This is a genomic window from Streptomyces sp. NPDC021562 (assembly GCF_040640875.1).
In the GTDB taxonomy this organism is placed as follows: Bacteria; Actinomycetota; Actinomycetes; order Streptomycetales; family Streptomycetaceae; genus Streptomyces.
Map to the genome: position 1 here is coordinate 210,484 of NZ_JBFACN010000006.1, position 26,268 is coordinate 236,751.

Annotated in this window: 26 protein-coding genes; 14 read left to right on the plus strand and 12 right to left on the minus strand. The window is 73.6% G+C overall.

Features of this window, described 5'->3' with window-relative positions; translation table 11 throughout:
- Positions 1–6: 6 nt before the first annotated feature.
- The 4 genes from AB0G52_RS11775 to AB0G52_RS11790 all read right to left on the minus strand — a co-directional run bounded on the left by AB0G52_RS11775 (position 7) and on the right by AB0G52_RS11790 (position 3,173).
- Positions 7–759: an aspartyl/asparaginyl beta-hydroxylase domain-containing protein gene (locus AB0G52_RS11775; RefSeq protein WP_361336052.1), complete on the minus strand. Its 753-nt coding sequence runs from the start codon at positions 757–759 to the stop codon at positions 7–9.
- A 237-nt stretch (positions 760–996) separates the two neighbouring features.
- On the minus strand, positions 997–1,920 hold the full coding sequence (locus tag AB0G52_RS11780; RefSeq protein ID WP_361336054.1) for an ion transporter: 924 nt from the start codon (positions 1,918–1,920) through the stop codon (positions 997–999).
- 173 nt (positions 1,921–2,093) lie between these two features.
- Complete coding sequence (locus tag AB0G52_RS11785; RefSeq protein ID WP_361336056.1) at positions 2,094–2,372, minus strand: hypothetical protein; 279 nt, start codon at positions 2,370–2,372, stop codon at positions 2,094–2,096.
- Positions 2,373–2,480: 108 nt separating this feature from the next.
- Positions 2,481–3,173, minus strand: a complete 693-nt coding sequence (locus AB0G52_RS11790) for a lytic transglycosylase domain-containing protein (RefSeq protein WP_132889525.1) — start codon at positions 3,171–3,173, stop codon at positions 2,481–2,483.
- A gap of 146 nt (positions 3,174–3,319) precedes the next feature.
- On the opposite strand from AB0G52_RS11790, the gene AB0G52_RS11795 reads away from it, so the two are divergent.
- Positions 3,320–3,706: a BlaI/MecI/CopY family transcriptional regulator gene (locus AB0G52_RS11795; RefSeq protein WP_132889526.1), complete on the plus strand. Its 387-nt coding sequence runs from the start codon at positions 3,320–3,322 to the stop codon at positions 3,704–3,706.
- An 8-nt stretch (positions 3,707–3,714) separates the two neighbouring features.
- Positions 3,715–4,647, plus strand: coding sequence for a M56 family metallopeptidase (locus tag AB0G52_RS11800; protein ID WP_361336058.1), 933 nt, complete (start codon positions 3,715–3,717; stop codon positions 4,645–4,647).
- A 36-nt stretch (positions 4,648–4,683) separates the two neighbouring features.
- Here AB0G52_RS11800 and AB0G52_RS11805 read toward each other — a convergent pair whose 3' ends face one another.
- Both AB0G52_RS11805 and AB0G52_RS11810 read right to left on the minus strand, forming a co-directional pair.
- Positions 4,684–5,094 (minus strand): (2Fe-2S) ferredoxin domain-containing protein, encoded by a 411-nt coding sequence (locus tag AB0G52_RS11805; RefSeq protein WP_132889528.1) that lies wholly within the window; start codon positions 5,092–5,094, stop codon positions 4,684–4,686.
- The gene (locus AB0G52_RS11810; protein WP_361336060.1) at positions 5,091–7,319 is read right to left on the minus strand and encodes a heavy metal translocating P-type ATPase; all 2,229 of its coding nucleotides are present in this window, start codon (positions 7,317–7,319) and stop codon (positions 5,091–5,093) included. Before AB0G52_RS11810 ends, AB0G52_RS11805 begins: the two co-directional genes overlap by 4 nt.
- 131 nt (positions 7,320–7,450) lie before the next feature.
- On the opposite strand from AB0G52_RS11810, the gene AB0G52_RS11815 reads away from it, so the two are divergent.
- From AB0G52_RS11815 to AB0G52_RS11830, 4 genes are all read left to right on the plus strand, one after another.
- Positions 7,451–7,843 carry a metalloregulator ArsR/SmtB family transcription factor gene (locus AB0G52_RS11815; protein ID WP_132889530.1) on the plus strand — a complete coding sequence of 131 codons (393 nt, stop codon included), beginning with the start codon at positions 7,451–7,453 and terminating at the stop codon, positions 7,841–7,843.
- Between the two features lie 127 nt (positions 7,844–7,970).
- The gene (locus AB0G52_RS11820; RefSeq protein WP_361336062.1) at positions 7,971–8,630 is read left to right on the plus strand and encodes a zinc ribbon domain-containing protein; all 660 of its coding nucleotides are present in this window, start codon (positions 7,971–7,973) and stop codon (positions 8,628–8,630) included.
- A 103-nt stretch (positions 8,631–8,733) separates the two neighbouring features.
- On the plus strand, positions 8,734–10,407 hold the full coding sequence (locus tag AB0G52_RS11825) for an adenosine deaminase (protein WP_361336064.1): 1,674 nt from the start codon (positions 8,734–8,736) through the stop codon (positions 10,405–10,407).
- 9 nt (positions 10,408–10,416) lie between these two features.
- Positions 10,417–13,617, plus strand: a complete 3,201-nt coding sequence (locus AB0G52_RS11830; protein ID WP_361336066.1) for a BTAD domain-containing putative transcriptional regulator — start codon at positions 10,417–10,419, stop codon at positions 13,615–13,617.
- Here AB0G52_RS11830 and AB0G52_RS11835 read toward each other — a convergent pair.
- From AB0G52_RS11835 to AB0G52_RS11845, 3 genes are all read right to left on the minus strand, one after another.
- The gene (locus AB0G52_RS11835) at positions 13,595–14,389 is read right to left on the minus strand and encodes an ABC transporter permease (protein ID WP_361336068.1); all 795 of its coding nucleotides are present in this window, start codon (positions 14,387–14,389) and stop codon (positions 13,595–13,597) included. The two genes, AB0G52_RS11830 and AB0G52_RS11835, sit on opposite strands and share 23 nt — an antisense overlap.
- Positions 14,386–15,414: an ATP-binding cassette domain-containing protein gene (locus AB0G52_RS11840; protein ID WP_361336070.1), complete on the minus strand. Its 1,029-nt coding sequence runs from the start codon at positions 15,412–15,414 to the stop codon at positions 14,386–14,388. The genes AB0G52_RS11835 and AB0G52_RS11840 overlap by 4 nt, the downstream gene beginning before the upstream one ends.
- A gap of 104 nt (positions 15,415–15,518) precedes the next feature.
- Positions 15,519–16,433 carry an SDR family oxidoreductase gene (locus AB0G52_RS11845; RefSeq protein ID WP_132889535.1) on the minus strand — a complete coding sequence of 305 codons (915 nt, stop codon included), beginning with the start codon at positions 16,431–16,433 and terminating at the stop codon, positions 15,519–15,521.
- An 85-nt stretch (positions 16,434–16,518) separates the two neighbouring features.
- Here AB0G52_RS11845 and AB0G52_RS11850 point away from each other — a divergent pair, with 85 nt between their 5' ends.
- The 4 genes from AB0G52_RS11850 to AB0G52_RS11865 all read left to right on the plus strand — a co-directional run bounded on the left by AB0G52_RS11850 (position 16,519) and on the right by AB0G52_RS11865 (position 19,663).
- The gene (locus tag AB0G52_RS11850; protein ID WP_361336072.1) at positions 16,519–17,112 is read left to right on the plus strand and encodes a TetR/AcrR family transcriptional regulator; all 594 of its coding nucleotides are present in this window, start codon (positions 16,519–16,521) and stop codon (positions 17,110–17,112) included.
- Between the two features lie 313 nt (positions 17,113–17,425).
- Positions 17,426–17,839 (plus strand): peptidoglycan-binding domain-containing protein, encoded by a 414-nt coding sequence (locus AB0G52_RS11855; RefSeq protein WP_132889537.1) that lies wholly within the window; start codon positions 17,426–17,428, stop codon positions 17,837–17,839.
- A gap of 104 nt (positions 17,840–17,943) precedes the next feature.
- Positions 17,944–18,429, plus strand: coding sequence for a TrkA C-terminal domain-containing protein (locus tag AB0G52_RS11860; protein ID WP_361336074.1), 486 nt, complete (start codon positions 17,944–17,946; stop codon positions 18,427–18,429).
- A gap of 7 nt (positions 18,430–18,436) precedes the next feature.
- Complete coding sequence (locus AB0G52_RS11865; protein ID WP_132889538.1) at positions 18,437–19,663, plus strand: cation:proton antiporter; 1,227 nt, start codon at positions 18,437–18,439, stop codon at positions 19,661–19,663.
- Between the two features lie 21 nt (positions 19,664–19,684).
- On the opposite strand, the gene AB0G52_RS11870 is transcribed toward AB0G52_RS11865, so the two are convergent.
- Positions 19,685–20,137, minus strand: coding sequence for an ATP-binding protein (locus AB0G52_RS11870; protein ID WP_361336076.1), 453 nt, complete (start codon positions 20,135–20,137; stop codon positions 19,685–19,687).
- A 17-nt stretch (positions 20,138–20,154) separates the two neighbouring features.
- Between AB0G52_RS11870 and AB0G52_RS11875 the strand changes: the two genes are divergently transcribed.
- From AB0G52_RS11875 to AB0G52_RS11885, 3 genes are all read left to right on the plus strand, one after another.
- Positions 20,155–21,081 carry a helix-turn-helix transcriptional regulator gene (locus AB0G52_RS11875; RefSeq protein WP_361336219.1) on the plus strand — a complete coding sequence of 309 codons (927 nt, stop codon included), beginning with the start codon at positions 20,155–20,157 and terminating at the stop codon, positions 21,079–21,081.
- Positions 21,044–21,160 (plus strand): DUF397 domain-containing protein, encoded by a 117-nt coding sequence (locus tag AB0G52_RS11880; protein WP_361336221.1) that lies wholly within the window; start codon positions 21,044–21,046, stop codon positions 21,158–21,160. Before AB0G52_RS11875 ends, AB0G52_RS11880 begins: the two co-directional genes overlap by 38 nt.
- Before the next feature lie 263 nt (positions 21,161–21,423).
- Positions 21,424–22,299: a hypothetical protein gene (locus tag AB0G52_RS11885; RefSeq protein ID WP_361336078.1), complete on the plus strand. Its 876-nt coding sequence runs from the start codon at positions 21,424–21,426 to the stop codon at positions 22,297–22,299.
- Between the two features lie 30 nt (positions 22,300–22,329).
- Here AB0G52_RS11885 and AB0G52_RS11890 read toward each other — a convergent pair whose 3' ends face one another.
- Together AB0G52_RS11890 and AB0G52_RS11895 are read right to left on the minus strand one after the other, a co-directional pair.
- Positions 22,330–23,049, minus strand: coding sequence for a TIGR03943 family protein (locus AB0G52_RS11890; protein WP_132889542.1), 720 nt, complete (start codon positions 23,047–23,049; stop codon positions 22,330–22,332).
- On the minus strand, positions 23,046–24,128 hold the full coding sequence (locus tag AB0G52_RS11895) for a permease (RefSeq protein WP_361336080.1): 1,083 nt from the start codon (positions 24,126–24,128) through the stop codon (positions 23,046–23,048). Before AB0G52_RS11895 ends, AB0G52_RS11890 begins: the two co-directional genes overlap by 4 nt.
- Before the next feature lie 171 nt (positions 24,129–24,299).
- Here AB0G52_RS11895 and AB0G52_RS11900 point away from each other — a divergent pair, with 171 nt between their 5' ends.
- On the plus strand, positions 24,300–26,249 hold the full coding sequence (locus AB0G52_RS11900; RefSeq protein ID WP_361336082.1) for an NAD-binding protein: 1,950 nt from the start codon (positions 24,300–24,302) through the stop codon (positions 26,247–26,249).
- Positions 26,250–26,268: the final 19 nt, after the last annotated feature.

The window sequence follows — 26,268 nt, forward strand, 5'->3', positions numbered from 1 at the left end:
GCTCCCTCACCCTTCTCCCATGAGCGTCCGGATGGCGGTGATCAGCGCGACGAGCGCCTGCCGTTCCGGAACCGTGGTCTCCGGGTGCCAGAGGTCGACCAGCAGGCAGGTGCGGGGGCGGGGGCCGCGGTTCCACGCTTCGTGCTCGAAGGAGTAGTCGAACAGCAGGCACTTGCCCTCCTGCCACGTCCGTGTCTCGCCCGCGACGGTGATCCCGCACCCTTCGGGGATGTCGACGGCGAGGTGCAGGTTGATGCTGAAGTTCCACAGGTCGCAGTGCGGGGCGATGGACGCGCCCGGCAGCAGGGTCGAGAAGTGGCACTCCAGCAGCGGGCACAGCTTCCCGGTGTCCACCGCCTCCCGCTTCAGCACGTCGAAGGCGGTCGGGACCGATTCCGCCGACTCGGCCACCAGGGCACCCTTGCGGAAGAGATAGAGGGCCTGCCAGTCCGACTGGCGACTGAGGTAGTGCTCGTAGTCGGAGAACGCCGTCCGGCGATCGGCCCAGGCGTCCTCCAACTCCTTTTTCACGGCCGCGTGGTGGGATTCGAAGGCGTGCACCACCGGGGCCAGCTCCGGGTGTCCGTACGGGTCGTGCCAGGGCTGCTGGGAAATGCCGGGCAGGATCCATTTGGCACCGCCCTGTAAGGGGTGCCGCTGCTGCTTCCCGGCCGCCATCATCTCCTCGACCCTGGCGATCGAGTCCGGACCGTACTCGTTCCTGATCGCCGCGAAGGCGTTCTCCATCTCAGGCGTCATGACGTCCCTCCCGATTTCCGAAGCCCGCGGCTCCCGCGTGCCGTGCGCAAAGCACCCAGGACGTACCCCGCTCGTCCGGGCGGAAATCGCCGGGACCGCCTGCGCGGGGGCGCATTTCCGGCTGCCGTGCCGCAGGGAACTCCCCGTGCTTCGAATGCCTCGGGAAAGCACCGGAATACCGGAACCGGACGACACGGAAAACCGACTTCTTGAGGGGGATGTGCGGTGCGCCCCGCCTCAGGCGACCTGTTCCGGGTGCTCGTGTCGGACCGCGCAGGAGGGTGCGCAGGACGACCGGGCCAGGTCGCGTTCGAGGTCGTCCAGCGCCTGGCGGACCGCTGCGATGCGGGCCGGCAGCAAGGAGGCGTCCTGCGGGGCGGCGGGCGGGCGGCCGTCCTCCTCCGCCTCCTTCTCCATCTCCCGGGCCTCCTCGAGAGAGGTGATGACCACGCCGATGAGGACGTTGACGAGGACGAAGGAGGCGATGAGGACGTACGAGGCGTAGTAGACGAGGCTCCAGCGGGAGATCTCCAGGCCGGTGCGGACGGCGTCGCCGATGCCGTCCAGGGTCATCAGGAGGAACAGGGTGAGGACGGCGCGGCCGATGGAGCCGTAGTGCTCGGGGTCGTGGTGGCCGAAGAAGACCCAGCCCACCATGGCGTACACGTACAGCAGCAGCGCGCCCACCAGCAGGAAGCTCAGCGTGCCCGGCAGGCTGCGGGCGACCGCGACCAGCACGATCCGCAACTGCGGCAGGAACCGGGCCGTGCGCAGCACCCTGGCCAGCCGCAGCAGCCGCAGCACGGTGGTGTTCTCGCGGACGACCGGCAGGAACGCGCAGAGGACCACGGCGAGGTCGAACAGGTTCCACGGGTCCTTGAAGAAGTCGCGCGGGAGGTCGGCGTGGGCGCCCAGGCGCAGCAGGATCTCCACCGTGAACGCGGCCAGGCAGGCGTGCTCGACGAGCCGCAGCCAGACATGCCACTCGGCGACGAGACCGGAGTAGGTCTCCACGCCCAGCAGCGCGGCGTTCAGGAGGATCACGGCGAAGACGGTCAGCGCGAACCAGCGCGCCTCCGTGACGGCGCGGCAGCGCTGCGCCAGCTCCGCGCGGCCGGACCGGAACTCGACGGCGTTCGTCTGGTGGTGCTGCTCCGGCATCGCGCTGCCCCGGCTCCTTGTCGCGCCCACCCGCCGTCCGGTCAACTCGGCCGGAGGGCAGGCCTGTTCGGTGATCACTCTCCAGGAGTACTTCTACAGCACTGTAGATCAACGGGCGGCGGGAGAAGAGCACGACCGATGTCCGGCACGAGCGAGCCGAAGGAGCGAGACGCTCAGGACCCCGGGCCGGGGCGGCCGTAGCGGGCGGTGATCCACGCGGCGCCGCGCTCGGCCAGGACCCGCCTGCGGCCCCAACGCGAGCGCCGCGCCCCGGACGCCGCCGACGGCGGCCCCGGCGGGGCGGCGGCCACCTTCGCGAGCCTGTCGGCCGCCCGGGCCAGCTCCGCCCGCAGGCGTCGGCGGCGGCGCGGGGAGCCCGCCCTCAGCAAGGCCGAGTACAGGCCTTCGACCTCGGCCAGGGCGGCCCCCAGCCGCAGGTTCGCCTCACGCACGCGCCGAATGTCTCTGTGCGGCATGCACGTCCTTTCTCCCCCGACATCAGGACCGGATCACGCCGAGTTACATTATTGCGCAACCTTGCAACTATAGCGGGTGATTGGTCAGTCGGAGGTGACGGCCCGCCCGGCCTTGGCCCAGTTCGCGTGCAGTTCGTCGAGGTAGGACCGGGCCTGGCCGCCCGGGGTGGCGCCGCGGGCGAAGGCGAGCATGTTGGCCGGGCCGGCGTTGTAGCCGAGGGCCAGCAGGTCGTTCTTCGTGTACGGGGCGGTCCAGGTGGCGGGCAGCCGGGCGGCCAGGTCGTGCAGGTACCAGGCCTCGGCCTCGATCGCGAGGTCCCGGTCGTCGGGCAGGCGCTCCCAGCTCCGGTCCGCGAAGTCGCGGCCCTGCTTCACCTCGTCGAAGGTGGCGCGGTGCATGTCGGCGATACCGAAAGCCGCGTCCGGCTTGAGCTTCTGCCAGGCCCGTTCGAACGCCGGGTCGTGCGGTTTGTACGCCTCGTTGTAGAGGATCGCCATGACCAGTTGGCCGCTGACGGCGGCCTGCCGGGCCCGGCTGCGCACCTGGGGGGCGTAGTCGGCGGGGTCGTACGAGGCGGCGGAAGAGGCGGGAGAGGAGGTGGGGGAAGCGGAGGCGGTCGCCGCGGCGGACGGGGACGCGCCGGGCGTCGCGTGGCCGGCCGGGGGCGTCGAGTCGCCCTGCGGGGTGTGGGCGGCCCGGACGATGATGTACACGGCGAGGGCGAGTACCGCCACGACGATCCATCGTCTGCGTGCCGACGCCCTGGGACCGGACATCACTGACCCTCCTCCCACCTGGTCCCGCACCCTTCTACCGGAGACGGACTAAGAACCGTGTGAGGCGGCCCTGTTCGCCGCTTTGTACGATGTGACGCTCCCCGGCACGAGAGCACGCGGAGCCGGGCGGGAGAGGGAGACTTCAGGTGGCGGAGCCGGATGACCCGCGCGGTCGGCGCAGGCCGCAGGGCGCGCTGGAGGCCCAGGTGCTCGCGGCGCTGCACCGGGCCGAGGGGCCGGTGCCGGCGAGCTGGGTGCAGGAGCGTCTGACGTCCGACCTGGCCTACACCACCGTGATGACGGTGCTGGCCCGGCTGCTGACGAAGAACGCCGTCACCCGCAGGCGCGAGGGCCGGTCGTTCGTGTGGATGCCCGCCGCCGACGAGGCGGGTCTCGCCGCGCTGAAGATGCGCCGGGTGCTGGACGGCGAGCAGGACCGGCGGGCGGTGCTGGCGAGCTTCATCACGACCCTGCCGGAGGACGACGAGCAGCTGCTGCGGGACCTGCTGCGGCACGCGGACGGCGAGAACTGAGCGCACCCGTGGGCATCTTCGTCCTGCTGCCGCTCGTCCTGCCCCTGACCGCGTGGCCGATCGCGCGGCTGGCCGAACAACGCCTGCACCCGCGCTCCGCCACCACCCTCCTCACCTGGGTGGCCGCCGTGATGGCCCTGTGCAGCACGGTGTGCCTGGCGCTGCTGATGGTGGTCGGCACCGCGCAACTCCCCGGCAATCCGCTGCCCGACGGCTGGTCGGACCCCGAGGTGCGCGACAGCGTGCCGCGCCACGAGATCGTGGGGAAGGCGGCCATCCCGGCGCTGCTCGCGGTCCTCGCCGCCGGCGCCCGGTCGCTGCTGCGGCATTACCGGGTGCGGGGAAGGGCCCACGCGGCGCTGACCGGCTTACCGGCCACCGAGGTCGCGGTCCTGCCGGACGCCCGGCCCTACGCCTACGCGCTGCCGGGCGGCCCCCGTGACCGCATCGTGGTGTCCACGGCGATGCTCGCCCACCTCGCCTCCCGGGAGCGCCGGGCCCTGTTCGCCCACGAACGCGCGCACCTCGCGGCCCGTCACCACCGGCACCTGCTGCTCGTCCGGCTGGCCGCCTGCGCCAACCCGTTCCTGCTTCCGCTGCGGACCGCGGTGGCCTGCACGGCCGAGCGCTGGGCCGACGAGGAGGCGGCGGGGACCGTGGGCAGCCGCAGGACCGTCGCCCGCGCGATCGGTACGGCGGCACTCGTCTCGCGGGGCACGCCCGCCCCCACGCTGGCCGGCCTGGCCGCGCCGGGCCCGCTCCCACGCCGGGTCGCCGCCCTGCTCGCCCCGGCGCCCGCCGTGCGCACCTGGCCGTCCCTCTTCACCACCGCGGGCCTGGCCGTGTGGACGGCCGCGGCCGGCGCCCTGCTGTCGGCCATGTTCTCCGCCAACTCGGCACTGACCCTGCTGCTCCTCCTGTACGCGGCCACGCCGCTGTAGCGGAGCACGACACCGGCACCGGGGGCCGCTGCCGGTTCAGTCCTCGACGCCTCGGCGGATCCGGCGCGACGGGCTGAACCCGTACAGGTCGAGGATCTCCGGCGGGTCGCTCAGACCCGGGCCCCCGGCCCGGACCCAGGAGACGATGTCGGCGGTCGCCCCGGGGTCGTTGACCAGGCCGAGCCACACCGGCCGCCCACCCGCCGCGCGCCCCGCCGGTGACGGCTGGACGACGATGACGTCGGCCTGTTCGCAGGCGTCCAGGCAGTCGACCGCCCGGACCTGGGCGGTGCCCGCCAACTCGGCTCGCAGCGAGGCAAGTTGGGCGGCGTGGTCCACGCCGGGGACCTTGGCCGTGCCGCAGCAGCAGCCCCGGCACACGGTGACCGTGCAGCCGGGCGCCGACGTCGGCGCGGTCCGCGCGGCGGGCGTCCTGCGGCGGCTCACCGGGCCGCCCGCTTCCAGGCGGCCGCGCGCAGCAGCCGCAGCCCGTTGAGGCCGACGATGACGGTGGAGCCCTCGTGGCCCGCGACGCCGAGCGGCAGGGGCAGGGTTCCCGCCAGGTCCCAGACCACCAGGGCGGCGATGAACGCCCCCGCGATCACCAGGTTCTGCACGACGAGCCGGCGAGCCCGCCGGGACAGTGCGACCACGGCCGGGACGGTGGCGAGTTCGTCCCGGACGATCACCGCGTCGGCGGTCTCCAGTGCCAGGCCGGAGCCCGCCCGGCCCATCGCGATGCCGCTGTGGGCGGCGGCGAGCGCGGGCGCGTCGTTGACGCCGTCGCCCACGACCATGACCTTGCGTCCGGCGGCCGCCAGCTCCCGGACGGCGTGCACCTTGTGCTCGGGCAGCAGTCCGGCGCGTACGTCCTCGATGCCGACCTCGGCGGCCAGCCGGGCCGCGGCCCGCGGGTTGTCGCCGGTCACAAGGAGCGGGGCGGCTCCGGTGAGCGAGGCGAGGGAGGCGACGGTGGCCGCCGCGTCCGGGCGCAGCCGGTCGGCGACACCGAGCACCCCGACCGGCACCCCGTCCACGGCAACGAGAACGGCAGTACGCCCGCCGCCCTCGAGACTGACAGCACTGTCGACGGCCGCGGCGACCACGGCGCCCACGGCGGCCTCAGCGGCCCCGGTGACTCCGTCAGCCCCTGCGACGCTGGTGACCCCGGCGGCGTTGGTGACCCCGGCGGCCCGGGTGACTCCGGCAACCTCGGCGTCCCCGGCGGACCCCGCGGCCCCGGCGGCCTCAGCGGCCCCGGTGCCCCCTTCCCCGGCAGCCCCGGTGACCCCGGCGGCCCCCGTGGCCCGGGTGGTCTCCGTGGCCCCGGTGGTGGGGCCGTCGCCGTCCTCCGCACCCGCCCCGTCGAGCAGTCGCGTCGGCGAGCCGACCGCGATCCTGCGCCCGTCCACGGTGGCCCGCACACCGACCCCCGGGGTGGAGCCGAAGTGCTCGGCCGCCGGCAGGGCGAGGCCCCGCTCCCGTGCCGCGTCCACGACGGCGCGGGCCAGCGGGTGTTCGCTGGGGTGCTCGGCCGCGGCCGCCAGGGTGAGCAGCGCGGCCTCGTCCAGGCCGGAGCCCGGCAGCGGCCGGACGTCGGTGACGCGTGGGGTGCCCTCGGTCAGCGTGCCGGTCTTGTCCAGCGCGACCGCGTCGACCTCGCCGAGCCGCTCCATGACCACCGCGGACTTGACCAGCACCCCGTGCCGGCCGGCGTTGGCGATCGCGGACAGCAGCGGCGGCATGGTGGCGAGGACGACCGCGCACGGCGAGGCGACGATCATGAAGGTCATGGCCCGCAGCAGCGAACCGGTCAGCGCGGCGCCGAACGCGAGCGGGACCAGGAAGACGGCGAGGGTCGCGGCGACCATGCCGAGCGAGTAGCGCTGTTCGACCCTCTCGATGAACAGCTGGGTGGGCGTCTTGGTCTCCGAGGCCTCCTCCACCATGCGCACGATCCGGGCGATCACCGAGTCGGAGGCGTCGCGCTCGACCCGGACGCGCAGTGCGCCGGTGCCGTTGAGGGTGCCCGCGAAGACCTCGTCGCCCTTCTCCTTGACGGCGGGCAGCGGTTCGCCGGTGATGGTCGCCTGGTCGACGTCGCTCGCCCCGTCCAGGACCCGGCCGTCGGCGCCGACCCGCTCGCCGGGACGTACCAGGATCGTGTCGCCGACCCGCAGTTCCGCGACGGCCACCGCGGCCTCGGTGCCGTCGGCCGCGACCCGGGTGGCCAGGGCCGGGGCCAGGTCGAGCAGGCCGCGCACCGAGTCGGCGGTGCGGGCGGTGGCGAGTGCCTCCAGGGCGCCGGAGGTGGCGAAGATGACGATCAGCAGCGCGCCGTCCGTGACCTGCCCGATCGCCGCCGCCCCGAGGGCGGCCACCACCATCAGCAGGTCGACGTCGAGGGTCTTCTCCCGCAGGGCCCGGAGCCCGGCCCAGCCCGGTTCCCAGCCGCCGGCCGCGTAGGTCAGCGCGTACAGCGGGCCCCAGGCCCAGGCCGGGGCACCGGTCAGCTGGAGGGGCAGCGCGACCAGGAACAGCACCAGGGCCAGCGCCGCCCAGCGCGCCTCGGGCAGCGCGAGGACCCGCGTACGGCGCCGGGGTGCGGCGGCTCCGCGCGCGTCGGCGGTCCGGTCGGGCGTGACCGGCGGCGGGGCGAGGGTGGAGGTCATCAGTGGGGTCCTTCATGGGGGCATGACGGAGGTGCGGGCCGCCGGGGACCGAGGCCCGCTCCCTCCACCGTACAGGACCACATGAAGACTCATTCATGCGTTCATGTCTGCTGGTCCGTAGGATGAAACCCATGGGCCATGGAGCTGACGGACGGACCACCACCCCCGCCACCGCACGCGAGCGCCTGGAGACCGTCGGCGCCGGCGATGTGGCCGCCACGCTCCAGGCGCTGGCCACCCCGTCCCGCCTGCGCATCCTGGCCCGCCTCCAGGAGGGCCCGTGCGCGGCGACGGAACTGGCCGACGCCGTCGGCATGGAACAGTCCGCCTGCTCCCACCAGCTGCGCCTGCTGCGCAACCTCGGCCTGGTCACCGGCGAGCGCCGGGGCCGCTCGGTCATCTACGCGCTGTACGACAACCACGTCGCCGAACTCCTGGAGCAGGCCCTCTACCACGTCGAGCACCTGCGCCTGGGCCTGCGCGACACCCCCGCCGCGGCGGACCCGGCGGCCACGGTGGGCTGAGCGCCGGCACCGACGCCGAACACGAGTACCGACATGGCCTGATGTCATCGGCCATGGCCAGAACCAGTACCGTTTTCCCAGCGTCGTACGGCATGTGTGCCGTTGGACTGATCTGTGGGGGGACCACATGAGCGGCGAGATCTACTTCAGCAACAACTACCGGGATCTGTGCGAGCGGAACGGGACCGGGGCGGGGTTCCAGTTCGAGTTCTCGTGCGCGCGGTGCTACGACACCTGGCGCTCGCCGTTCGAGCCGTACGCCGGGGAGCGGGCGGCCACCTGGCTGCGCAAGGGCGTCGACGTCGCGTGGGGGCTGCTGGGGCGTACCGGCACCGGTCTGACCTCGGCCGCCGACGGGCTCGCGGGGGCCGGTTACGGACGCGCCCGCGACCAGGCGTTCGAGCGGGCGATCGGCAACGCGCAGGGGCACTTCAACCGCTGCGCCCGCTGCACCGACTACGTGTGCGGCCGTTGCTGGAACGCGGCCCAGGGCCTGTGCCTGCGCTGCGCGCCGGACACCGCGGCCGAGGCCATGGCGGCCCAGCAGCGCGGCCTCAACGACATGGCGTCACAGCGGGCGTACACCGCGGGGCAGCAGGCCGGGCAGGGGTACGACCCCGGCACACCCCGGCAGTTGGTCTGCCCGCACTGCCGTACCGAGACCCACGGCGCCGCCTTCTGCTCCGGCTGCGGCCACCGACTGGCCGAGTCCGAGCGGTGCGCCTCGTGCTCCGCGGCCGTACCGGACGGCGCGGCCTTCTGCCCGGGGTGCGGCTCCCGCAGGTAGCGGCGGCCCGCCGGCGCCCGGGGGTGCGCCCGCCCGGGTGGCGTCGGCGGGCGGGGGCGTGGCTGGGGCGTCGCGGCCGGACCGCTCCGACGACCATCCTCACGTGACGACCCACGACGGTACGCGCACCGCGCCCCCCACGCGCTCCCCCCGCCGCACGGCCCTGGCCGCCCTGTCCCTCCTGCTCTCCCTGAGCCTCGTCCCGACGGCACAGACACGGGCACAGGCACAGACCCAGACACAGGCACAGGCGCTGCCCCACCCCTCGGCCCTCCGCACCCCCCGGCCCCCCACCCCCGCCGAAGCCCCCGTCGCCGCGTACCTGCGGTCCGTCCGGCGGGACCCGGCCCTTCTGCGGCGCTTCTTTCTTCGCCTGCCCAAAGGGGGTGACCTGCACAACCACCTCTTCGGTGCGGTGCGTACCGAGTACCTGATCGAGCTGGCCGGCGACGACGGGCTGTGCGTCGACACGGTGACGCTGACCGCTGTCGTACCGCCGTGCGGTCCCGGTGCCCGGCCGGCCGTGGACGCCCGTACCGACCGGGGTTTTCACGACGCGCTCCTGCGTGCCTGGTCGATGCAGGACTTCCCGCCGGACCGAAGCGGTCACGACCACTTCTTCGCCACCTTCGACAAGTACGGCCTGGTCGCCTCGCGGAACCAGGGCAGGGTGCTCGCCCAGGTCGCCGACTCGGTCGCGGCGCAGCACCAGTCGTATCTGGAGGCGATGGTCAACCCGGCCTCCGACGCCGCCGCCCGGCTGGGCGACGAGGCCGGCTGGGACCCGGACCTGCCCGCCCTGCACGCGAAGCTCGTCGCGGGCGGCGGGCTCGACCGGCTGGTGGCCGACGCGCGTACCGAGACGGACGGCGTCGACACGGAGTTCCGTACCACCGCCCGCTGCGGCACGCCCCGCCCGCGCCCCGGCTGCGCGCTGACCGTCCGCCGGATCTACCAGGCCTTCCGCGGCGAGCCCCCCGAGCGGGTCTTCACCCAGCTGGCACTCGGCATGCGGCTGGCCGAGCGCGACCCCCGTTTCGTCGCCGTCGACCTCGTCCAGCCCGAGGACGGGACGGTCGCGCTGGCGGACTACGGCCTGCAGATGCGCATGGTGAGGTACCTGCGGACGGTCTACCCGCAAGCCCATGTCACCCTGCACGCCGGCGAGTTGTGGACCGGCCTGGTCGAACCCGCCGACCTGCGGTTCCACATCGCGGCGGCCGTGCGCGTCGCGGGCGCCGACCGCGTCGGGCACGGCGTCGACCTCGTCCACGAGGACGACTGGCGGCGCACGGCGCGTGCGATGGCCGCCCGGGGCACCGCCGTCGAGGTCCCGTTCACCAGCAACGCGCAGATCCTCGGCGTCCGCGGCGCCGAGCACCCCTTCGCCACCTACCGGGCCTACGGCGTCCCGGTGGTCCTGGCCACCGACGACCCCGGTGTCTCCCGCACCGACATCAGCCACGAGTACCAGTACGCCGCCACCACCTACGGCCTGACGTACCCGGAGCTCAAGGACCTGGCCCGGGCCTCCCTCCAGTACGCCTTCCTGCCGGGCCGGAGTCTGTGGCGGGGCAGCCCGGCCCGGGACGGATACCGGCCCGCGGCAGCCTGCGCCGGGCGGCTCCCCGGCACCGGACTTCCACCGGGGACCGGGTGCCGCCGACTGCTGGACACCAGCGCGCGGGCCGCCGTCCAGTGGCGCCAGGAGGCCGCCTTCGCGGCGTTCGAAAGCACCTTCGCCCAGGGACGGCGGAGCGGACCGCACCCCCACTAATCTGCACGGGTGACCACCGAGTTGATCCTGCTGCCCCGCGTCGTCTGCCGTGGCCGGGAGATCACCGCACCCCGGCTGCGCGGACTGCTGGCGCTGCTCGCGGCGGACCTGCGCGCCGGGTGCAGCACAGGACGGCTGGTGGAGGGGCTGTGGCCGGACGAGCTGCCGGAGCGGCCGGGCAAGGCGGTGCAGGTCCTCGTGTCGCGGCTGCGCTCGCAGCTGGGCGCCGAGCTGATCGTGAGCACGCCGACCGGGTACCGGCTGGCGCTGGACGGGACGCAGGTCGACGCCGTCGCGCTGGCGCTGCACGAGGCGGCGAGCGCCGAGCGGGCGCGCGCCGGGGACCACGACGGAGCCCTCGCGCAGGCGGAGGCGGGGCTGGCGCTGTGGGACGGGAACGTCGGCGCCGGGGCCGACGAGGACCTGCACGATCCGGTGGTGGCGCTGCGCGTGGCACGGGTGCGGGTGCACCGGGCGCTGACGCGCGCGCGGGCGCTGGCGCTCGCCCGGGTGGGACGGCGGGCGGAGGCCGCCGCGCCGCTCGCCGAGCTGGCCCGGGAGCTGCCGCGCGACGAGGAGGTCCTCGCCGAGCTGCTGCGCTGCGAGGCGGCCACCGCGGGCCGGGCGCAGGCGCTGACCCGGTACGACGCCTACCGCCGCCGTCTGCGCGACGAGCTGGGGGCGGATCCGGGACCCGGACTGCGCGCCGTCCACCAGGAGTTGCTGCGCGCGGAGGTGCCGGCCGCCCGGCACGGCGTGCCGCACGAACCGAACCCGCTGCTGGGGCGGGACGCCGACGTGGCCGCCGTGGCCGGACTGCTGCGGGCGGCCCGGGTGGTCACCGTCGTCGGCCCCGGCGGACTGGGCAAGACCCGGCTCTCGCACGCGGTGAGCCGGGCGGCCGAACAGCCCGTCGTGCACTTCGTGACGCTGGCCGGTGTCACCGCGGGCGACGACGTGGCCGACGAGGTGGCCTCGGCCGTCGGCGGCCCGGACAGCCGGGCGGCCGCGGGCGGCAAGGACGCGGTGAGCACCGTCGTCGCGGCGCTGGGCACGGGCCCCGCGCTGCTGGTGCTGGACAACTGCGAGCATGTCGTCGCCGCCGCGTCCGCCCTCGTACAGGCGCTGGTGTCACGGTCGAAGGAGCTGCGGGTACTGGCCACCAGCCGGGCTCCGCTGGGGCTGACCTCGGAGTCCGTGTACGCCCTGCCGGAGCTGTCCCCGGAGACCGCCGCCGAGCTCTTCCGGCAGCGGGCGCGGGCCGCGCGCCCCGGTGTGGAGCTGCCCGAGGCGCAGGTGGCCGAGATCTGCCGGCACCTGGACGGGCTGCCGCTGGCCGTGGAGCTGGCGGCGGCCCGGGTGCGGGTGCTGTCCGTCGCCGACATCGCCCGTCGGCTCCAGGACCGGTTCGCGCTGCTGCGCGGCGGCGCCCGGGACGCGCCCGAGCGGCACCGCACGCTCCAGGCGGTCGTCGAGTGGAGCTGGCACCTGCTGGAGCCCGAGGGCCGGGCGGCGCTGCGCGCGCTGTCGGTGTTCCCTGGCGGGTTCGACGCGCACGCCGCGGAGTACGCCCTCGGTGAGCACGAGAGCGGGAGCGGAGGCGGGGACGGGAGCGCGCTGGATCTGCTGGAGCAGTTGGCGGCCCAGTCCCTGATCAAGGTGGGGGAGAGCCCTTCCGGAGTCCGCTTCCACATGCTGGAGACGCTGCGGGAGTTCGGCGCCGCGCGCCGGGACGAGGCGGGCGAGGGCACGGTGGTCACGGACCGTTTCCTGGCCTGGGCCCGGGACTTCGGCCGCACGTACCACGACGCGATGTTCGGCGACGACGCGGTGGCCTGCTTCGACCGGGTCCGCGCCGAGCAGGACAACCTGGTCCTCGCGCTGCGCCACGCCCTGGCCCGGAACGACGGTCCCGCCGTCGCCTCGCTCACCGCCGTACTGGCCTCCCTGTGGTCCGTCGGCAACAGCTACACGCGGTTCGTCACGCTCGCCGCCGAGACCGGCGGGCCGCTGTCCCGCTTCCGCCCCGGGCCGGAGCACCCCGAGGACGTGGAGGCGCTGCGCAGCGCGGCGGCGATCTGCACGGCCGGACTCTTCATGGGCTACGGCCCGCACGCCGTACGCCAGTTGGCCACGCTGCGCCGGCTGCCGCCCGCCCCGGCGGACACCGTGATGCGGGCACTGGCCACCGTGCTGTCCGCCGTCCCTGACATGCGTCCGCCCGAGTGGGCCCGGCTGCGGGAGTTGTGCGACGCCGACGAGCCGCTGCTGGCGGGCATGGCGGCGGGTGTCGCCAGCTATCTCTGGGAGGCCGCGGACGACACGGACCGCGCGCTCGACGACGCGCGCCGGATGCTCGCCGCGGTGGCGCCGCTCGGCAATCCGATCATGATGCTGCTCGCCCATGGACGGATCAGTGAGCTGTGCCTGAAGACGGAGCGCGGCGCGGAGGCGTACGACCACCTGCGGGCCGCGGACGGAATCGGCGAGGTCGGTGGCTGGTCGGACGCGATCGGCATCCGCTACGGGCTGGTGTCCGCGTGCCTGCAACGCGGGGAGATCGACGAGGCGGAGTACTGGCTGGGTCTCGCCGCCCCGGACCGGCAGCCGGAGGCGGCCACGCCCTTCAGCCCCGAACTGCTCCAGGCCCGTGCCGAGATCGCGCTGGCCAGGGGGCTGACCGAGGTCGGTCTCGGGCTGTGGCGGCAGGCGGCCGGAGGCATCCGGGAGGCCAGCCGGCTGGCGGCGGACGATCCCTTCCTGGAGTCCTGGGCGCTCCAGGTGCAGGCGGCGGCGCTCGCGGCGCACGCGCAGCACGGCCGGCTGGAGCCGGTGGCCCACCTCGCGGACGGCCTGCGGCAACGGCTGCTCGACATGCTGACCGGCACCGGCACCGGCACCGGCTCGGACTCCGGCGCGCCGGGCGCCGGGGACCTGCTGGAACTGCCCGTCTACGGCTCGGTGTTGCTGGCGCTCGGGCACGCCGGGCTGGCCCGTGGCGACAAGGCGGCGGTACGGCTCCTCGCGCTCGCGGAGCGGCTGCCGGTGATGCGGGACCTGCCCACGCTGTCCTCGGCGCGGTCCCGGCAGGCGGCCGAGAACGCGGACGGGGCCGCGTACGCCGACGCGAGGTCGGAGTACGCGGCCCTGGGGCGGGATCAGCTGCGGTCGGCGGCGCTGCACGCGCTCACTGCCGGGGCTCGCGGTTGAAGGTCGCCCTGGACCAGAGGTAGCCCAGCACGATCAGCACGGCGCACCAGCCGAGGGCCAGCACCGCGTTCTTCGTGCCGATTTCGCTGCCCAGCAGCAGCCCGCGCAGGGTCTCGATGCAGGGCGAGAACGGCTGGTACTCGGCGAACCAGCGGAACCAGCCCGGCATGGCGTCCACCGGCACGAACGCGCTGGACAGGAAGGGCAGCATCACCAGGGGCGTCCCGATGTTGCTCGCGCCCTCGGCGTTGGGGCTGATCAGGCCGATGCCCACGGCCAGCCAGGTCAGCGCGACGCTGACCAGGGCCATCAGCCCGGCCGCCGCGAGCCATTCCACCGGCGACGCGTCGGGCCGGAAGCCGATGGCCAGCCCGATGCCGAGGACCAGCACCAGGGCCATCATGGTCTGGATCACGCTGCCGATCACGTGGCCGACGAGGACGGAGGCGCGGGAGATCGCCATGGTGCGGAACCGGGCCATGATGCCCTCGGTCATGTCGGTGGCCACGGACACCGCGGTGCCGAGCGAGGTCATGGCGACCGTCAGGAACAGGATGCCGGGGACGAGGTAGTTGACGTACTCGGACCGGTCGGCGTGGCCTCCGGTCATGCCGGCGCTCATCACGTTGCCGAAGACGTAGACGAACAGGAGCAGCAGGATGACCGGGGTGAGCAGGAGGTTCAGGGTGAGGGAGGGGTAGCGGCGGGCGTGCAGGAGGTTGCGCCGCAGCATGGTCAGGTTGTCGCGGAGCGCGAGGCCGGGGGTGCTCATCGGGCGGTCTCCTTGTCGGTGGTGGCGGCTGCGGTGGTGGTCGGTGCGGTGGTGGTCGCTGCGGTGGTGGCCACGCCGGTGGTCACGGGGCTGCCGGTCAGGGCGAAGAACACGTCGTCCAGGTCCGGGGTGTGCACGGAGAGTTCGTCGGCCTCGACGCCGGCGGCGTCCAGCCAGTCGAGGATGGCGCGCAGCTCGCGCTGGCTGCCGTCGCTGGGGATCTGGAGGGTGAGCGCCTCGTCGTCCCGGGCGGCCTCGCGCAGTGCGGTCGCCGCCTGCTCGTGGGCGACCGGGTCCGAGAACCGCAGCCGTACGTGGCCGCCCGGGACGAGCCGTTTGAGCTCCTCGGCGCTGCCCTCGGCGACGATCCGGCCGCCGTTGAGCACCGCGATGCGGTCGGCGAGCTGGTCGGCCTCTTCCAGGTACTGGGTGGTGAGGAAGACGGTGGTGCCGCCGGAGACCAGTTCGCGGATGATCTGCCACATGGTGTGGCGGGAGCGCGGGTCGAGGCCGGTGGTGGGTTCGTCGAGGAAGATGATCCGCGGGCTGCCGACCAGCGTCATGGCGATGTCCAGCCGTCGCTTCATGCCGCCGGAGTAGGTGGAGGCGGCCTTCTTCGCGGCGTCCACCAGGTCGAAGCGCTCCAGGAGTTCGGCGGTCACCCGGCGGCCCTCGGCGCGGGACAGGTGGTGCAGGTCGGCCATCAGGAGCATGTTCTCCTCGCCGGTGATCAGTCCGTCCACCGCGGAGAACTGGCCGGTGACGCCGATCGCGGCCCGTACCGCCTGGGCCTCGGCGGTGAGGTCGTGTCCGGCGATCCGGGCCTCGCCGCCGTCGGCGGAGATCAGGGTGGAGAGGATGTTGACGGCGGTGGTCTTTCCCGCGCCGTTCGGTCCGAGGAGGGAGAAGATCGTGCCGGCCGGCACCCGGATGTCGATGCCGTCGAGGACGGTCTTGTCCCCGTAGGCCTTGCGCAACCCGGTTGCCGCGATGGCGAGTTCGTGGTCAGTGGATGTCGAGGTCATGCCGCAGAGCGTGCGGCCGGACCGGTTCAGTTCGGCTTCAGCCCGGTTTCAGAGCCTGTTCCGGGCCCTTCTTCCCGCGCCGTCAGGGCACTCCGGGCTTCGGGTCAGTGAGCTTCCGCGACGGCGAAGTAGTCGCCGTGTTCGAGGTCTTCGAGCAGTGTGTGGTGGCTCGGGGTCCAGCCGAGCAACTCGCGGGTGCGCGCGCTGGAGACCGGGACGTCGGCGCCGAACACAGCGGCCAGGGCCGCGTTCCCGAAGTGCGACCCGGCCTCGTCCGACCCGACCGACACCACGGGCAGATCGAGTGCCCGGCCGATCTTCTCGGCGATGTCCCGCAGCGGGACGCCGCCTTCCGCCGCTCCGTGGAGCGCGGTTCCGGCCGGCGCCTTCTCCAGCGCAAGCCGGAACAGGGTGGCCGCGTCGAGACGGTGGACCGCGGGCCACCGGTTGGCCCCGTCCCCGACGTAGGCCGACACACCCGTCCTGCGGGCGGTTGCCACCAGCATCGCGACGAATCCGTAGTCGCCCGGACCGTGCACCGTCGGGGCGAGACGGATCACGCTGGAGCGCACCCCCTGCTCGGCGAAGCCCAGGCAGCTCCGCTCGCCGGGGATCCGATACGCGGCGAACGCGTCCTCGCTGGGCGCGTCCGTCTCCTCGCTCACCCGACCCGGGGTCATGACCATCGTCCCGGACGTCGACACGAACGGTTTGCCGGTACCGGCCAGCGCGGTTCCCAGAGCCTCGATCGCGTTGACGTCACGTCGGGTGATGCCGGCCAGGTCGCCGGGATCACCGCCGGCGGCCATGTGCACCACGCCGTCGGCGGCCGCCGCGCCGGCGCCCAGCCGGTCGAGATCGTCGAGCGAGCCGGCGAAGGGCTCCGCTCCCAGTTGAGCCAGGCGATCCGCTGAGGCAGTGGAGCGGGCCAGCCCGGTGACCCGGTGACCCGCGGAAAGCAGTTCCGACACGACAGCAGGACCGGTCAGGCCGGAGCCTCCGGTGAGGAACACATGCACGACAGTTCTCCGCACGCTAATTGGAGCACGTTCCGCTTCGTCGGCGACCTTAACGAAACGGAGCGTGTTCCGCTAGAGTGACGTGGTGTCCCCACCCGTTCGCAGCGACGCTGCTCGCAACCGGCAGGCGCTCATCGAGGTCGCGGCCAGGCTGTTCGGCTCGGCCAGTGCCGCCGGCGAACCCTCGCTACGGCTGATAGCCCGCGAGGCCGGTGTCGGCATCGGCACGCTGTTCCGGCACTTCCCGACCCGCGAGGCGTTGGTCGAGGCCGTGTACCAGGACCAGGTGCGGCGCCTGACCGAGGGCGCCGACCACCTTCTCGCGACCCACCCGCCCGCGCGGGCCATGCGCCGCTGGATGGACCTGTTCAGCGAGTGGCTGGCCACCAAGAACGGCATGATCGACACGTTGCGAGCAATGATCAACAACAAGCAGCTCGGAGCGGCTCACACCCGTACCGAACTGCTGGCCGCCATCGACAAGATCCTCGCCGCCGGCCGCTCCGCAGGCGACATCAGCGCGGACGCCACCTCCGAAGACGTCGCGGCCGGCCTCATCGGCATCTTCACGGTGGCCCCGATCACCAGCAGCAGCGCACAAGCCGCCCGACTGCTCGACATCTTCATGAACGGCATCTCCACACCCACCACCGGCGGTCAGCCACTCCGGAACGGCTGATCCGTCGCCCGTCGAGCACCTAGGGCGCGCTCGGGCCCGCCGGGCCCGTCAGGCGGACGATGTCGCCGCCCAGCTTCGGGCGGAACGCCTTGAGTGTCTGCGGCCGGCCGCTGACCACCCAGCGGGTACCGACCATGCAGGTGCCCCGGTACGAGCGGGCGCTGACCGGTCCCCCCGGGGCTGACCCGCCGGGTCGGCCCCGCCGCGTCAGCTTCACCGGTCCGGGGAGGACGGCCGCCACCGCCCTCCCCGACTCGCGGACCTCACCGCGTGCGCGCGACCATGGGCGGAGGACGCCCTCGAAGGAGCGGGCATGAAACGGAACCGACTGCTCACCTCGTCCGCGACGCTCACCTCGGCCGTGACGCTCGCCGCGACCGCCGCGCTCGGCCTCGCGGCGCCGCACACCGCCGTCGCCGCCACCCCCGGACCCGGCCCCAGCCCCGACCCCGGCCGGTCCTGCGCCTACGCGTCCTCCGCCTTCCGGCCGACCCTCAGGTACGGCGACACGGGCGCGGCGGTCAGCCAGGCGCAGTGCCTCAGCAACGCGTGGGGCGGCGTACCCCCCAAGCTCGCGCCCGACGGCGTCTACGGCACCGCTCTGCTGAAGAAGATCGAGTGGATCCAGACCTGCCACGGCCTGCCGGCGAGCGGAGTCGTCGAGGGCCGCACCTGGCAGTCCCTGTACCACCCGGCCCTGGACTGCTACGTCCCGTACCCGGCCTGAGGCAGTCCCCCGCGCCCCTTGTCGACACCGCTTTGCGAACGCACCCGTTAGGGTGGTTAAAGAAATCGCAAAGGACGAGCTGTGACGAGACGAGGGAGACAGCCTTGGGGGCGCCACGCCTGAGCAGGACGCCGTTGCCGGGAATCGGGGTCCGGTACGACCTCACCACGAAGGAGCAGGACAGGCTCTCGGTGGTCGCGCACCGGGACGGTTCGCGCATCCTGAGCGCCTACCGCCAGGAGGACCCCGACGCCTGCGCCCTGTCGGTGCGGCTGTCCTCCGGGGAGACGGCCGCGCTCATCGACGCGCTGATGCCGACGCACCACAGCCCGAACCTGCTGTCCACCACCGACCTCGGCCTGGTCGCCGAACGCATCGAGCTGGGCGCGACCTCGTACTGGAACGGCCGGCTGCTGGGCGAGACGCGGATGCGGACCGAGACGGGGGTCTCCATCGTGGCCGTGCTGCGCCGCGCCGACGCGGTCCCCTCGCCCGCCCCGGACTTCCGCCTCGCCGGCGGGGACACGCTCATCGTGATCGGCACCCGCGAGGGCGTCGACGCGGCCGCCGCGATACTCGGGCGGGAGTGAGGCCGTCGTGCACGACTCCGCCGTCTTCCTGATCGAGTTCGGGGCGATCATCCTCGGCCTGGGCCTGCTCGGCCGCCTCGCCGGACGCTTCAGCTTCTCGCCCATCCCCCTCTACCTGCTGGCCGGGCTCGCCTTCGGCAAAGGGGGCCTCTATCCGCTCGGCACCAGCGAGGAGTTCGTCGCGATCGGCGCCGAGATCGGCGTCGTTTTGCTGCTCCTGATGCTCGGTCTGGAGTACACCGCGAGCGATCTCGTCTCCAACCTGAAGACCCAGTACCCGGCGGGCCTGGTGGACGCCGCGCTCAACGCGCTGCCCGGTGCCGCCATGGCCCTCCTGCTGGGCTGGGGGCCGGTGGCGGCCGTGGTGCTGGCCGGTGTCACCTGGATCTCCTCGTCCGGTGTGATCGCCAAGGTCCTCGGCGACCTGGGACGGCTCGGCAACCGGGAGACCCCGGTGATCCTGAGCATCCTGGTCCTGGAAGACCTCTCCATGGCCGTCTACCTGCCGATCGTCACCGCACTGCTGGCCGGCGCGGGCCTGGCCGCGGGCAGCCTGACCCTCGCCATCGCCCTCGGGGTGGCCGGACTGGTCCTGGTGATCGCGGTCCGCTACGGCAGGCACATCTCCCGTTTCGTCTCCAGCGACGACCCCGAGAAGCTGCTCCTCGTGGTGCTGGGCCTGACCCTCCTCGTCGCGGGCATCGCCCAGCAGCTCCAGGTCTCCGCCGCGGTGGGCGCGTTCCTCGTCGGCATCGCGCTCTCCGGGGAGGTCGCGGAGGGCGCCCACCACCTCCTGGCACCCCTGCGCGACCTCTTCGCCGCCGTCTTCTTCGTCTTCTTCGGCCTGCACACCGACCCGTCGAGCATCCCGCCGGTGCTGCTGCCCGCGCTCGCGCTCGCCGTCGTCACCGCACTGACGAAGATCGCCACCGGCTACTGGGCCGCGAAGCGCGCCGGGATCTCGGCGAAGGGCCGCTGGCGGGCGGGCGGCACCCTGGTCGCGCGCGGCGAGTTCTCGATCGTCATAGCCGGGCTCGCCGTCACGGCGGGCATAGAACCCTCCCTGGGCCCCCTGGCCACCGCCTACGTCCTGATCCTCGTCATCCTCGGCCCCCTGACGGCCCGCTACACCGAACCGTTGGCCCGCCGCCTGACCCGCCGCTCCGAGCCGCCGCAACCCGCCCCGCTCCCGGAACCCGGGGTCCCCGACCCGGACACGGTGGGCCGCCCCTGACCGGGCTCGACGGCACCTGACTCACGGCGCCTTGACGGCCACCTCCGCCCATGCCGTCTTGCCCACCGGCTGCCGGGGCACGCAGCCCCACCGCACCGCCACGGCGGCCACCAGGAGCAGGCCGCGCCCCGACTCCGCGTCGGGGGCGGACCGCGGCGCGGCGGCAGGTGGCCTCCGCGCGGCCGCGGCGGCCGCGACCTCGATCCGGACCAGGGCCCCGGCCACGTCGCGAACCAGCCGGAGACCGAAGGTGTGCCCCGGCACCCGGCCGTGCCGCACCGCGTTGGCGGCGAGTTCGGCGACGACGAGGGCGACCGCGCACGACACGTCGGACTCGCCGGGAAACCCCCACTCCGCCATCCGTTGCACGGCATGGTGCCGGGCGTGCCGCGCCCCTCGTGCCGAGGACGCGAACTGCGCGCTCCACCCTGGCTCCTTGGGTTCCTTCTCCGGTGTGACCGCATCTGTCAGCACAGCGCGCCCGTCCTTGCCTGTACGCGAGTCGTTACGCGCTGTTCGGCGCACGAGCACGGAGACTCCGCGTCGCCGCCGGACTGACCCAGGCCGAACTCGGCGCCGCCGTGCACGTGGTGAGCACCCGGATCACCCAGATCGAACGGGCCTCGGGAGCGAAGCCGACGCTCGAACTGGCGCGAGCGCTGGACGCGGTCCTGGGCGCCGACGACCTGCTGGTGGAGCTGTGGCCGTACGTGTACCGGGAGGCGTTCCCCGACTGGTCGCGGAAGTTCATGGCGTATTCGGAGCGGGCGGTGGTCATCCGGCAGTACGCGGCGCACGTCGTCCCGGGCCTGTTGCAGACCGAGGCCTACGCGCGGACGGTGCTGAGCGTCGGCCGAACACTCGACGGCAGGCAGCAGTTGGAGGAGCGGGTCGTCGCCCGCATGGGCCGTCAGACACGGCTCGGCGCGGCCGACCGGCCGGAGTTGTGGGTGGTCCTCGACGAGGCGGTGCTCAGGCGTCCGGTCGGCGGCCCGGCGGTGATGCGAGAGCAGTTGGAGCGACTGCTCGACACCGCGACGGAGTCCCATCTCACCGTGCAGGTACTGCCGTTCGACCAGGGTGAGCACGACGTCATGGGCGGCTCGCTCACACTCCTGACCATGCCGGACGACTCGGAAGCCGCCTACACGGAGGGCGCTCACTACGGCCAACTCATCGAGGAAACCGGCGAGGTCAGGAGCTTCGCGCTGACCTACGATCGGCTACGGGCGGCAGCCCTGCCCCCGCTCATGTCACTCGACATGATCCGATCCGTGATGGAGGACAGTCACCGTGGAGCGAACGTCCCGTCCCGATCTGAACGACGCCGCCTGGCGCAGGAGCAGCTACAGCAATCAGGCGGGGGGCGACTGCGTGGAGGTGGCCGACGGGTTCCCCGGCGCCGTCCCCGTCCGTGACAGCAAGGTCCCGCACGGGCCGGCACTGTGCTTCGACACCACCGCCTGGACCGCTTTCATAGGCGGGTTGAAGGGCTGAGGCCGCCGCCCCGGGCTCACCGGACCCTTGCCCGCGAGGGGCCGGTGGGCCGCTGACCTCCCCAAAGAACCGGGAGAAAGAACTACCCGCCCACCCACCCTCCCCGGCCGCACGGTCCGCGTCACCCGTCCGGGTGACCGGCTTGCAGGGGCGGGACACGGACCGTTACGTTCGCCGCGACAACCGCACACAGACGACGGCCCCCGGCCGGGACTGGCATCCCGAACGAGGGCCTGACCGATCCGGAAGTGAACGCCTTCCCGATGGCTGAACCGCAGTCTAACGCGCCCTCGCGCGCCCACGCCGGACTCCCGACCTCCGGCGTGATCCACGTCCGCACCCGGCTCTCCGCCGACTTCACCGTGATCTCCAACGCCCTCGCCCAACGGCCCGGCAGCGCGGTCACGGTGGGCGTCGCGCTGTACGTCCTCTCCCTGCCCGACGGCGCCCCGGTGAGCATCGCCGCCCTGTGCCGTCACTTCACCGAGGGCGAGATCCTGATCTCCCGGGCCCTCAGGGAACTGGAGGCGGACGGCTACCTGGAACGCCGCCGCGAGCGAACGCCCACCGGCCAGATCCGTACCCGGACGTACTTCTACGACGTCCCCGGCGGCGATCCCGCCCCTCCCGAACCGCCGAAGCCGCGCCGCCCCCGGAAGCGACCCGCCGCCCGACCAGTCGTACCGGTGTCCGAAGCAGTACAGGAAGCGGTGCAGGCACCCGTACCGGCGCAGGCAGAGGCACCGGTTCCGCTCGCCGACGCCGACCCGAAGGCCGTCGCCGTACTCGCGGGCCTGCGCCGCATCGACCCCCGCCTCACCCTCTCCGAGCAGGACGCCGTCCGCCTCGCACCGGCCGTCAGCCGCTGGCTCGCGGCGGGCGTCCGGCCCACACAGATCGCCGACCACCTCACCGCAGGCCTCCCGGCCCACCTCCTGGCCCGCCCGGCCGGCATCCTCGCCCACCGGCTCAAGGAGACGCCCCTGCAAGCACCGGCGAGCATCCCGGCGCCGCCGGCCGCCCGGACCGTCGTCCCCATGTGGAACTGCGACGGCTGCGACCGAGGCTTCCGCGCCCCGCAACCGGGCCACTGCCGGGACTGCCGGCACCGCGAGCAGCGCCTCTCCGGTGCTGCCTGAGCCGGTCGACGCGGTGTCCCGGGCAGACCGTCAGTTGTTCCAGCTCTCGTCGTACGGGTCGGACGGGACCGGGATCGGTTTGGCCTGGGTGACCTTGAGGTAGGGGATCGGGCCGTTGTTCACCGGGTCGTGGGTCACGCGGGCGGTGTAGGTGCCCGTCACCTGGAGCCAGGCGTCCGGCTGGAGGACCGGGGGGATCTTGCCGGTCAGGGCCACCTTCACCGGCTGGGCGTCCGCCGCGCAGCAGTTGAGGGCCATGCGGACCAGGTAGGGGGCGCCGCTCTTGTCCAGGGCCACGAAACCCGCGAAGCGCACGCTCCTGCCGCCGAAGGAGCGCCCGTGGTCGTAGACCGCCCGTCCCGCGTAGTCGACCAGGTTCAGCGGGATGGGGTCCGACTTGGGCAACTTCATGTAGCCGTACGGCTGTTGCAGGGCCGTACCGGCGCGCACCGCGCTGTAGGAGCCGAGGGCGGGCGGGGCGACGAGGATCAGGGCGAGGAGGGGGAGGACCAGGAGCCAGGAGATGCGGGGTTCGCGGTGAGCGTGGTCCTGGGTGGGGGTGGTGCGGGCTCGGGCTCGCCACTCGTACCACGCCGTCGCCAGCGCCGCGACGATCAGGACCGCGCCCGCCGCCAGGATCAGCGGTTGCAGGCCCGCCTTGACGTAGCGCAGGTACAGGTTGGTCATGCCCGCGTGCAGGAGGGCCGCCCCGACCAGGAACAGCACCGCCGCCTGAGCCTGCCGGTTCACAGCAGCACCGCCCCGGTGACCAGCGCGCCCGCGATGGCGGCGACGAACGTGGCGGGGGCGAAGCGCAGGGCGAAGCCGCGGCCGAAGGTGCCCGCCTGCATGGCGAAGAGTTTCAGGTCGATCATCGGGCCCACGATCAGGAACGCCAGCTTGGCGGTGAGGGAGAACTGGGTCAGGGAGGCCGCCACGAACGCATCCGCCTCCGAGCAGATGGACAGCAGCACCGCCAGGATGGACAGCGCGAGGATCGCCACCACCGGGTTGGCGGCCGCCGTGCGCAGCCACTCCGCCGGGGCCACGGCCTTCAGCGTCGCCGCGGCCATCGCACCGAGCACCAGGAACCCGCCCGCGTGCACGGTGTCGTGCCGGACCGAGGACCAGAACGCCTCCATCTTCGTCTCGCCCTCGTGGTGCGCGTGCGCCGGCGGCCGCAGCCAGTCGGTGCGGCCCACCCGCTGCCACAGCCAGCCCATGACGCACGCGACCAGCAGGCTGCCGGCGAACCGCGCCAGCACCATCTCGGGGTTGCGCGGGAACGCCACGGCCGTCGCCGTCAGCACGATCGGGTTGATCGCCGGGGCGGAGAGGAGGAAGGCGATCGCCGCGGCCGGAGTGACGCCCCGGCGGACCAGGGCGCCCGCCACCGGGACCGACGCGCACTCGCAGCCCGGCAGGATCGCACCGGCCAGGCCCGCGACCGGGACCGCGAGGGCGGGGCGGCCGGGCAGGGCGCGGGCGAAGAAGGACGGCGGCACGAACACCGCGAGGGCCGCGGAGAGCAGGACGCCGAGGACGAGGAAGGGGAGCGCCTGGACGACCACTGCCACGAACACCGTCATCCAGCTCTGCATCACCGGCTTCGCCAGCGCGCCGCGCACCGGCCCCTGGAAGACCACGACCAGGAGCAGCACCAGGGTCAGCACGAGGGGTGAGTTGAGGTGCCAGCCCTCCTGCTCGGAACGGCCGGAGCGGCCGGGGCGACCGGGGCGGGCGGGGCCGCCGGAGCGACCGGAGCGGCCGGGGGGCTCGTCGTGGGCGGCGGCCGACCCGGGCGGGGCGGCTTTCTCGGTGATGGCCACGGGACGGATACCTCCGGCACTTCGGTCAGATCCGGGATGATGCTCCCTCCCCCTCCCTACGGGAGGCGGGGGCCGGCTGTTCACTTCGTTGCTGGAACCATGCGTCCCGTTGAGGCAGTCTTTTCCCTCGTGGCGAGCGTTCCGTATCAAGGTGGTGGGGGTCCGGCACCCATGGTGGTGTGCGGGGACGACGGGCTCGCGCACCGGCTGGCCGCCGAGTTGCGCACGGTGTACGGCGAACAGGTCACCCTGGTCGTGCCCCCGAACGGGCGCACCGCCCGGCCGCCGGTCGTCGGACGGGCCCGCGCCGCCTCCGCCGCGCTGATCGACCGGGTGGTGAGCGCCGCCGTCGGGCGGGCGACCGCCAACGGCGGTGGCAACGGAGGCAACGGAGGTAACGGAGGCGGCAACGGCGGCTCCGGGAGCACCGGCGGTCCCGGCACGGCCACCGGGGAAGCGCCGCGCGGGGAACGGGTGTTGGAGGCCCTCGAAGCCACCGAGTCCGTGCTCGCCGAGGCGGGCGTGGAGCGGGCCCGCGCGCTCGCCCTCGTCTACGACGACGACGAGACCAACATCCGCGCCGCCCTCACCGCCCGTCGGCTCAACCCCAGGCTGCGCCTGGTCCTGCGGCTCTACAACCGGCGGCTCGGCCAGCACATCGAGGAACTCCTCGACCAGGCAGCCGCGTTGGCGGTCGGGGACGCGGACGGCGAGGCCGGGGACGCGGCCACGATCGTCCTCTCCGACGCCGACACCGCGGCCCCCGCGCTCGCCGCCACCGCGCTCGCCGGGCACGGCAAGGTCATCCAGACGGACGGCCTGGTCCTGCGGGCGGTGGAACTGCCGCCCGGTTCCGGGGCCGACCGGCGGGACGCCGACCTGGGGCTGTTTCCGCTGGCGCTGCTCTCCGCGAACAGCACCGGTCCGCTGCCGTCCGGGCCGTCCGCGGGCGGCGCCGACCAGGGACCCCGCCTGCTGCCCGACGAGGCGGAGGTACGGGCCGCGGACGGCCGGGGCGTGCTGGTGCTCGAACAGGTGTCGTCGTCCGCGGGGGCGGCGGCGCCCGGCGGCCGTGGGCGCGGCAACGGCGTCGGGGCCGGAGTCGTACCGGCGCTCGCGTCGCTGTTCTCGCGGCGGCTCAGGTGGTCGCTGGCCGGACTCGTGGGGTGTGTGGTCGCGCTCGCGGTCGCGCTGTCGATCGTGACGGGCATCCATCCGGTACGGGCCTTCTACTACACGCTCCTCGACCTGTTCGCCATCGACAATCCCGCGATCGGGGAGTCGCTCGGGCGGCAGATCCTGCAACTGCTGTCGGGGTTGATGGGGTTGCTGCTGCTGCCGGTGCTGCTGGCGGCGGTGCTCGAAGCGCTCGGCACGTTCCGGACCGCGTCCGCGTTGCGGAAGCCGCCGCGCGGGCTGAGCGGGCACGTGGTGCTGCTCGGGCTGGGGAAGATCGGGACGCGGGTGCTGACCCGGCTGCACGAACTGCACGTCCCGGTGGTGTGCGTGGAGTCCGATCCCGACGCGCGCGGGCTGGCGGTGGCGCGGCGGCTGCGGGTGCCGGTGGTGCTCGGGGACGTCACCCAGGAGGGGGTCCTGGAGGCCGCCAAGATCCACCGGGCGCAGGCGCTGCTCGCGGTGACCAGCGCGGACACCACGAACCTGGAGGCCGTGCTGTACGCGCGGTCCGTACGGCCGGACCTCAAGGCCGTGCTGCGGCTGTACGACGACGACTTCGCGACCGCCGTGTACCGGACGTTGCGGACGGCGCACCCGCGGGCGGTCACCCGGAGCCGGAGCGTGTCGTATCTGGCGGCGCCGTCCTTCGCCGGGGCGATGCTGGGGCGGCAGGTCCTCGGGGCGATCGCGGTGGAGCGGAAGGTGTTGCTGGTGGCGGTGCTGGGGGTGGGTGGGCATCCGCAGTTGGAGGGGCGGACCGTGGCGGGGGCGTTCCGGGCGGGGGCGTGGCGGGTGCTGGGGTTGGAGGGGCGGGCGGGGGTTGCGGACGGGGGGTATGTGATGCGGGGTGGGGATCGGGTGGTGGTGGCCGCTACTCGGCGGGGGTTGGCGGAGTTGTCGGGGAGGGTGCCGCCCACCCACCCGCCCGACTCGCTCGGTTGAGAGGGGGGTGGGTGGGTCG

Coding starts and splice junctions, on each gene's coding strand:
- AB0G52_RS11775 (WP_361336052.1), bottom strand. CDS start 759: ATGACGCCTGAGATGGAGAACGCCTTCGCGGCGATCAGGAACGAGTAC.
- AB0G52_RS11780 (WP_361336054.1), bottom strand. CDS start 1,920: ATGCCGGAGCAGCACCACCAGACGAACGCCGTCGAGTTCCGGTCCGGC.
- AB0G52_RS11790 (WP_132889525.1), bottom strand. CDS start 3,173: ATGTCCGGTCCCAGGGCGTCGGCACGCAGACGATGGATCGTCGTGGCG.
- AB0G52_RS11810 (WP_361336060.1), bottom strand. CDS start 7,319: ATGACCTCCACCCTCGCCCCGCCGCCGGTCACGCCCGACCGGACCGCC.
- AB0G52_RS11815 (WP_132889530.1), top strand. CDS start 7,451: ATGGGCCATGGAGCTGACGGACGGACCACCACCCCCGCCACCGCACGC.
- AB0G52_RS11820 (WP_361336062.1), top strand. CDS start 7,971: ATGAGCGGCGAGATCTACTTCAGCAACAACTACCGGGATCTGTGCGAG.
- AB0G52_RS11835 (WP_361336068.1), bottom strand. CDS start 14,389: ATGAGCACCCCCGGCCTCGCGCTCCGCGACAACCTGACCATGCTGCGG.
- AB0G52_RS11840 (WP_361336070.1), bottom strand. CDS start 15,414: ATGACCTCGACATCCACTGACCACGAACTCGCCATCGCGGCAACCGGG.
- AB0G52_RS11855 (WP_132889537.1), top strand. CDS start 17,426: ATGAAACGGAACCGACTGCTCACCTCGTCCGCGACGCTCACCTCGGCC.
- AB0G52_RS11885 (WP_361336078.1), top strand. CDS start 21,424: ATGGCTGAACCGCAGTCTAACGCGCCCTCGCGCGCCCACGCCGGACTC.
- AB0G52_RS11900 (WP_361336082.1), top strand. CDS start 24,300: ATGGTGGTGTGCGGGGACGACGGGCTCGCGCACCGGCTGGCCGCCGAG.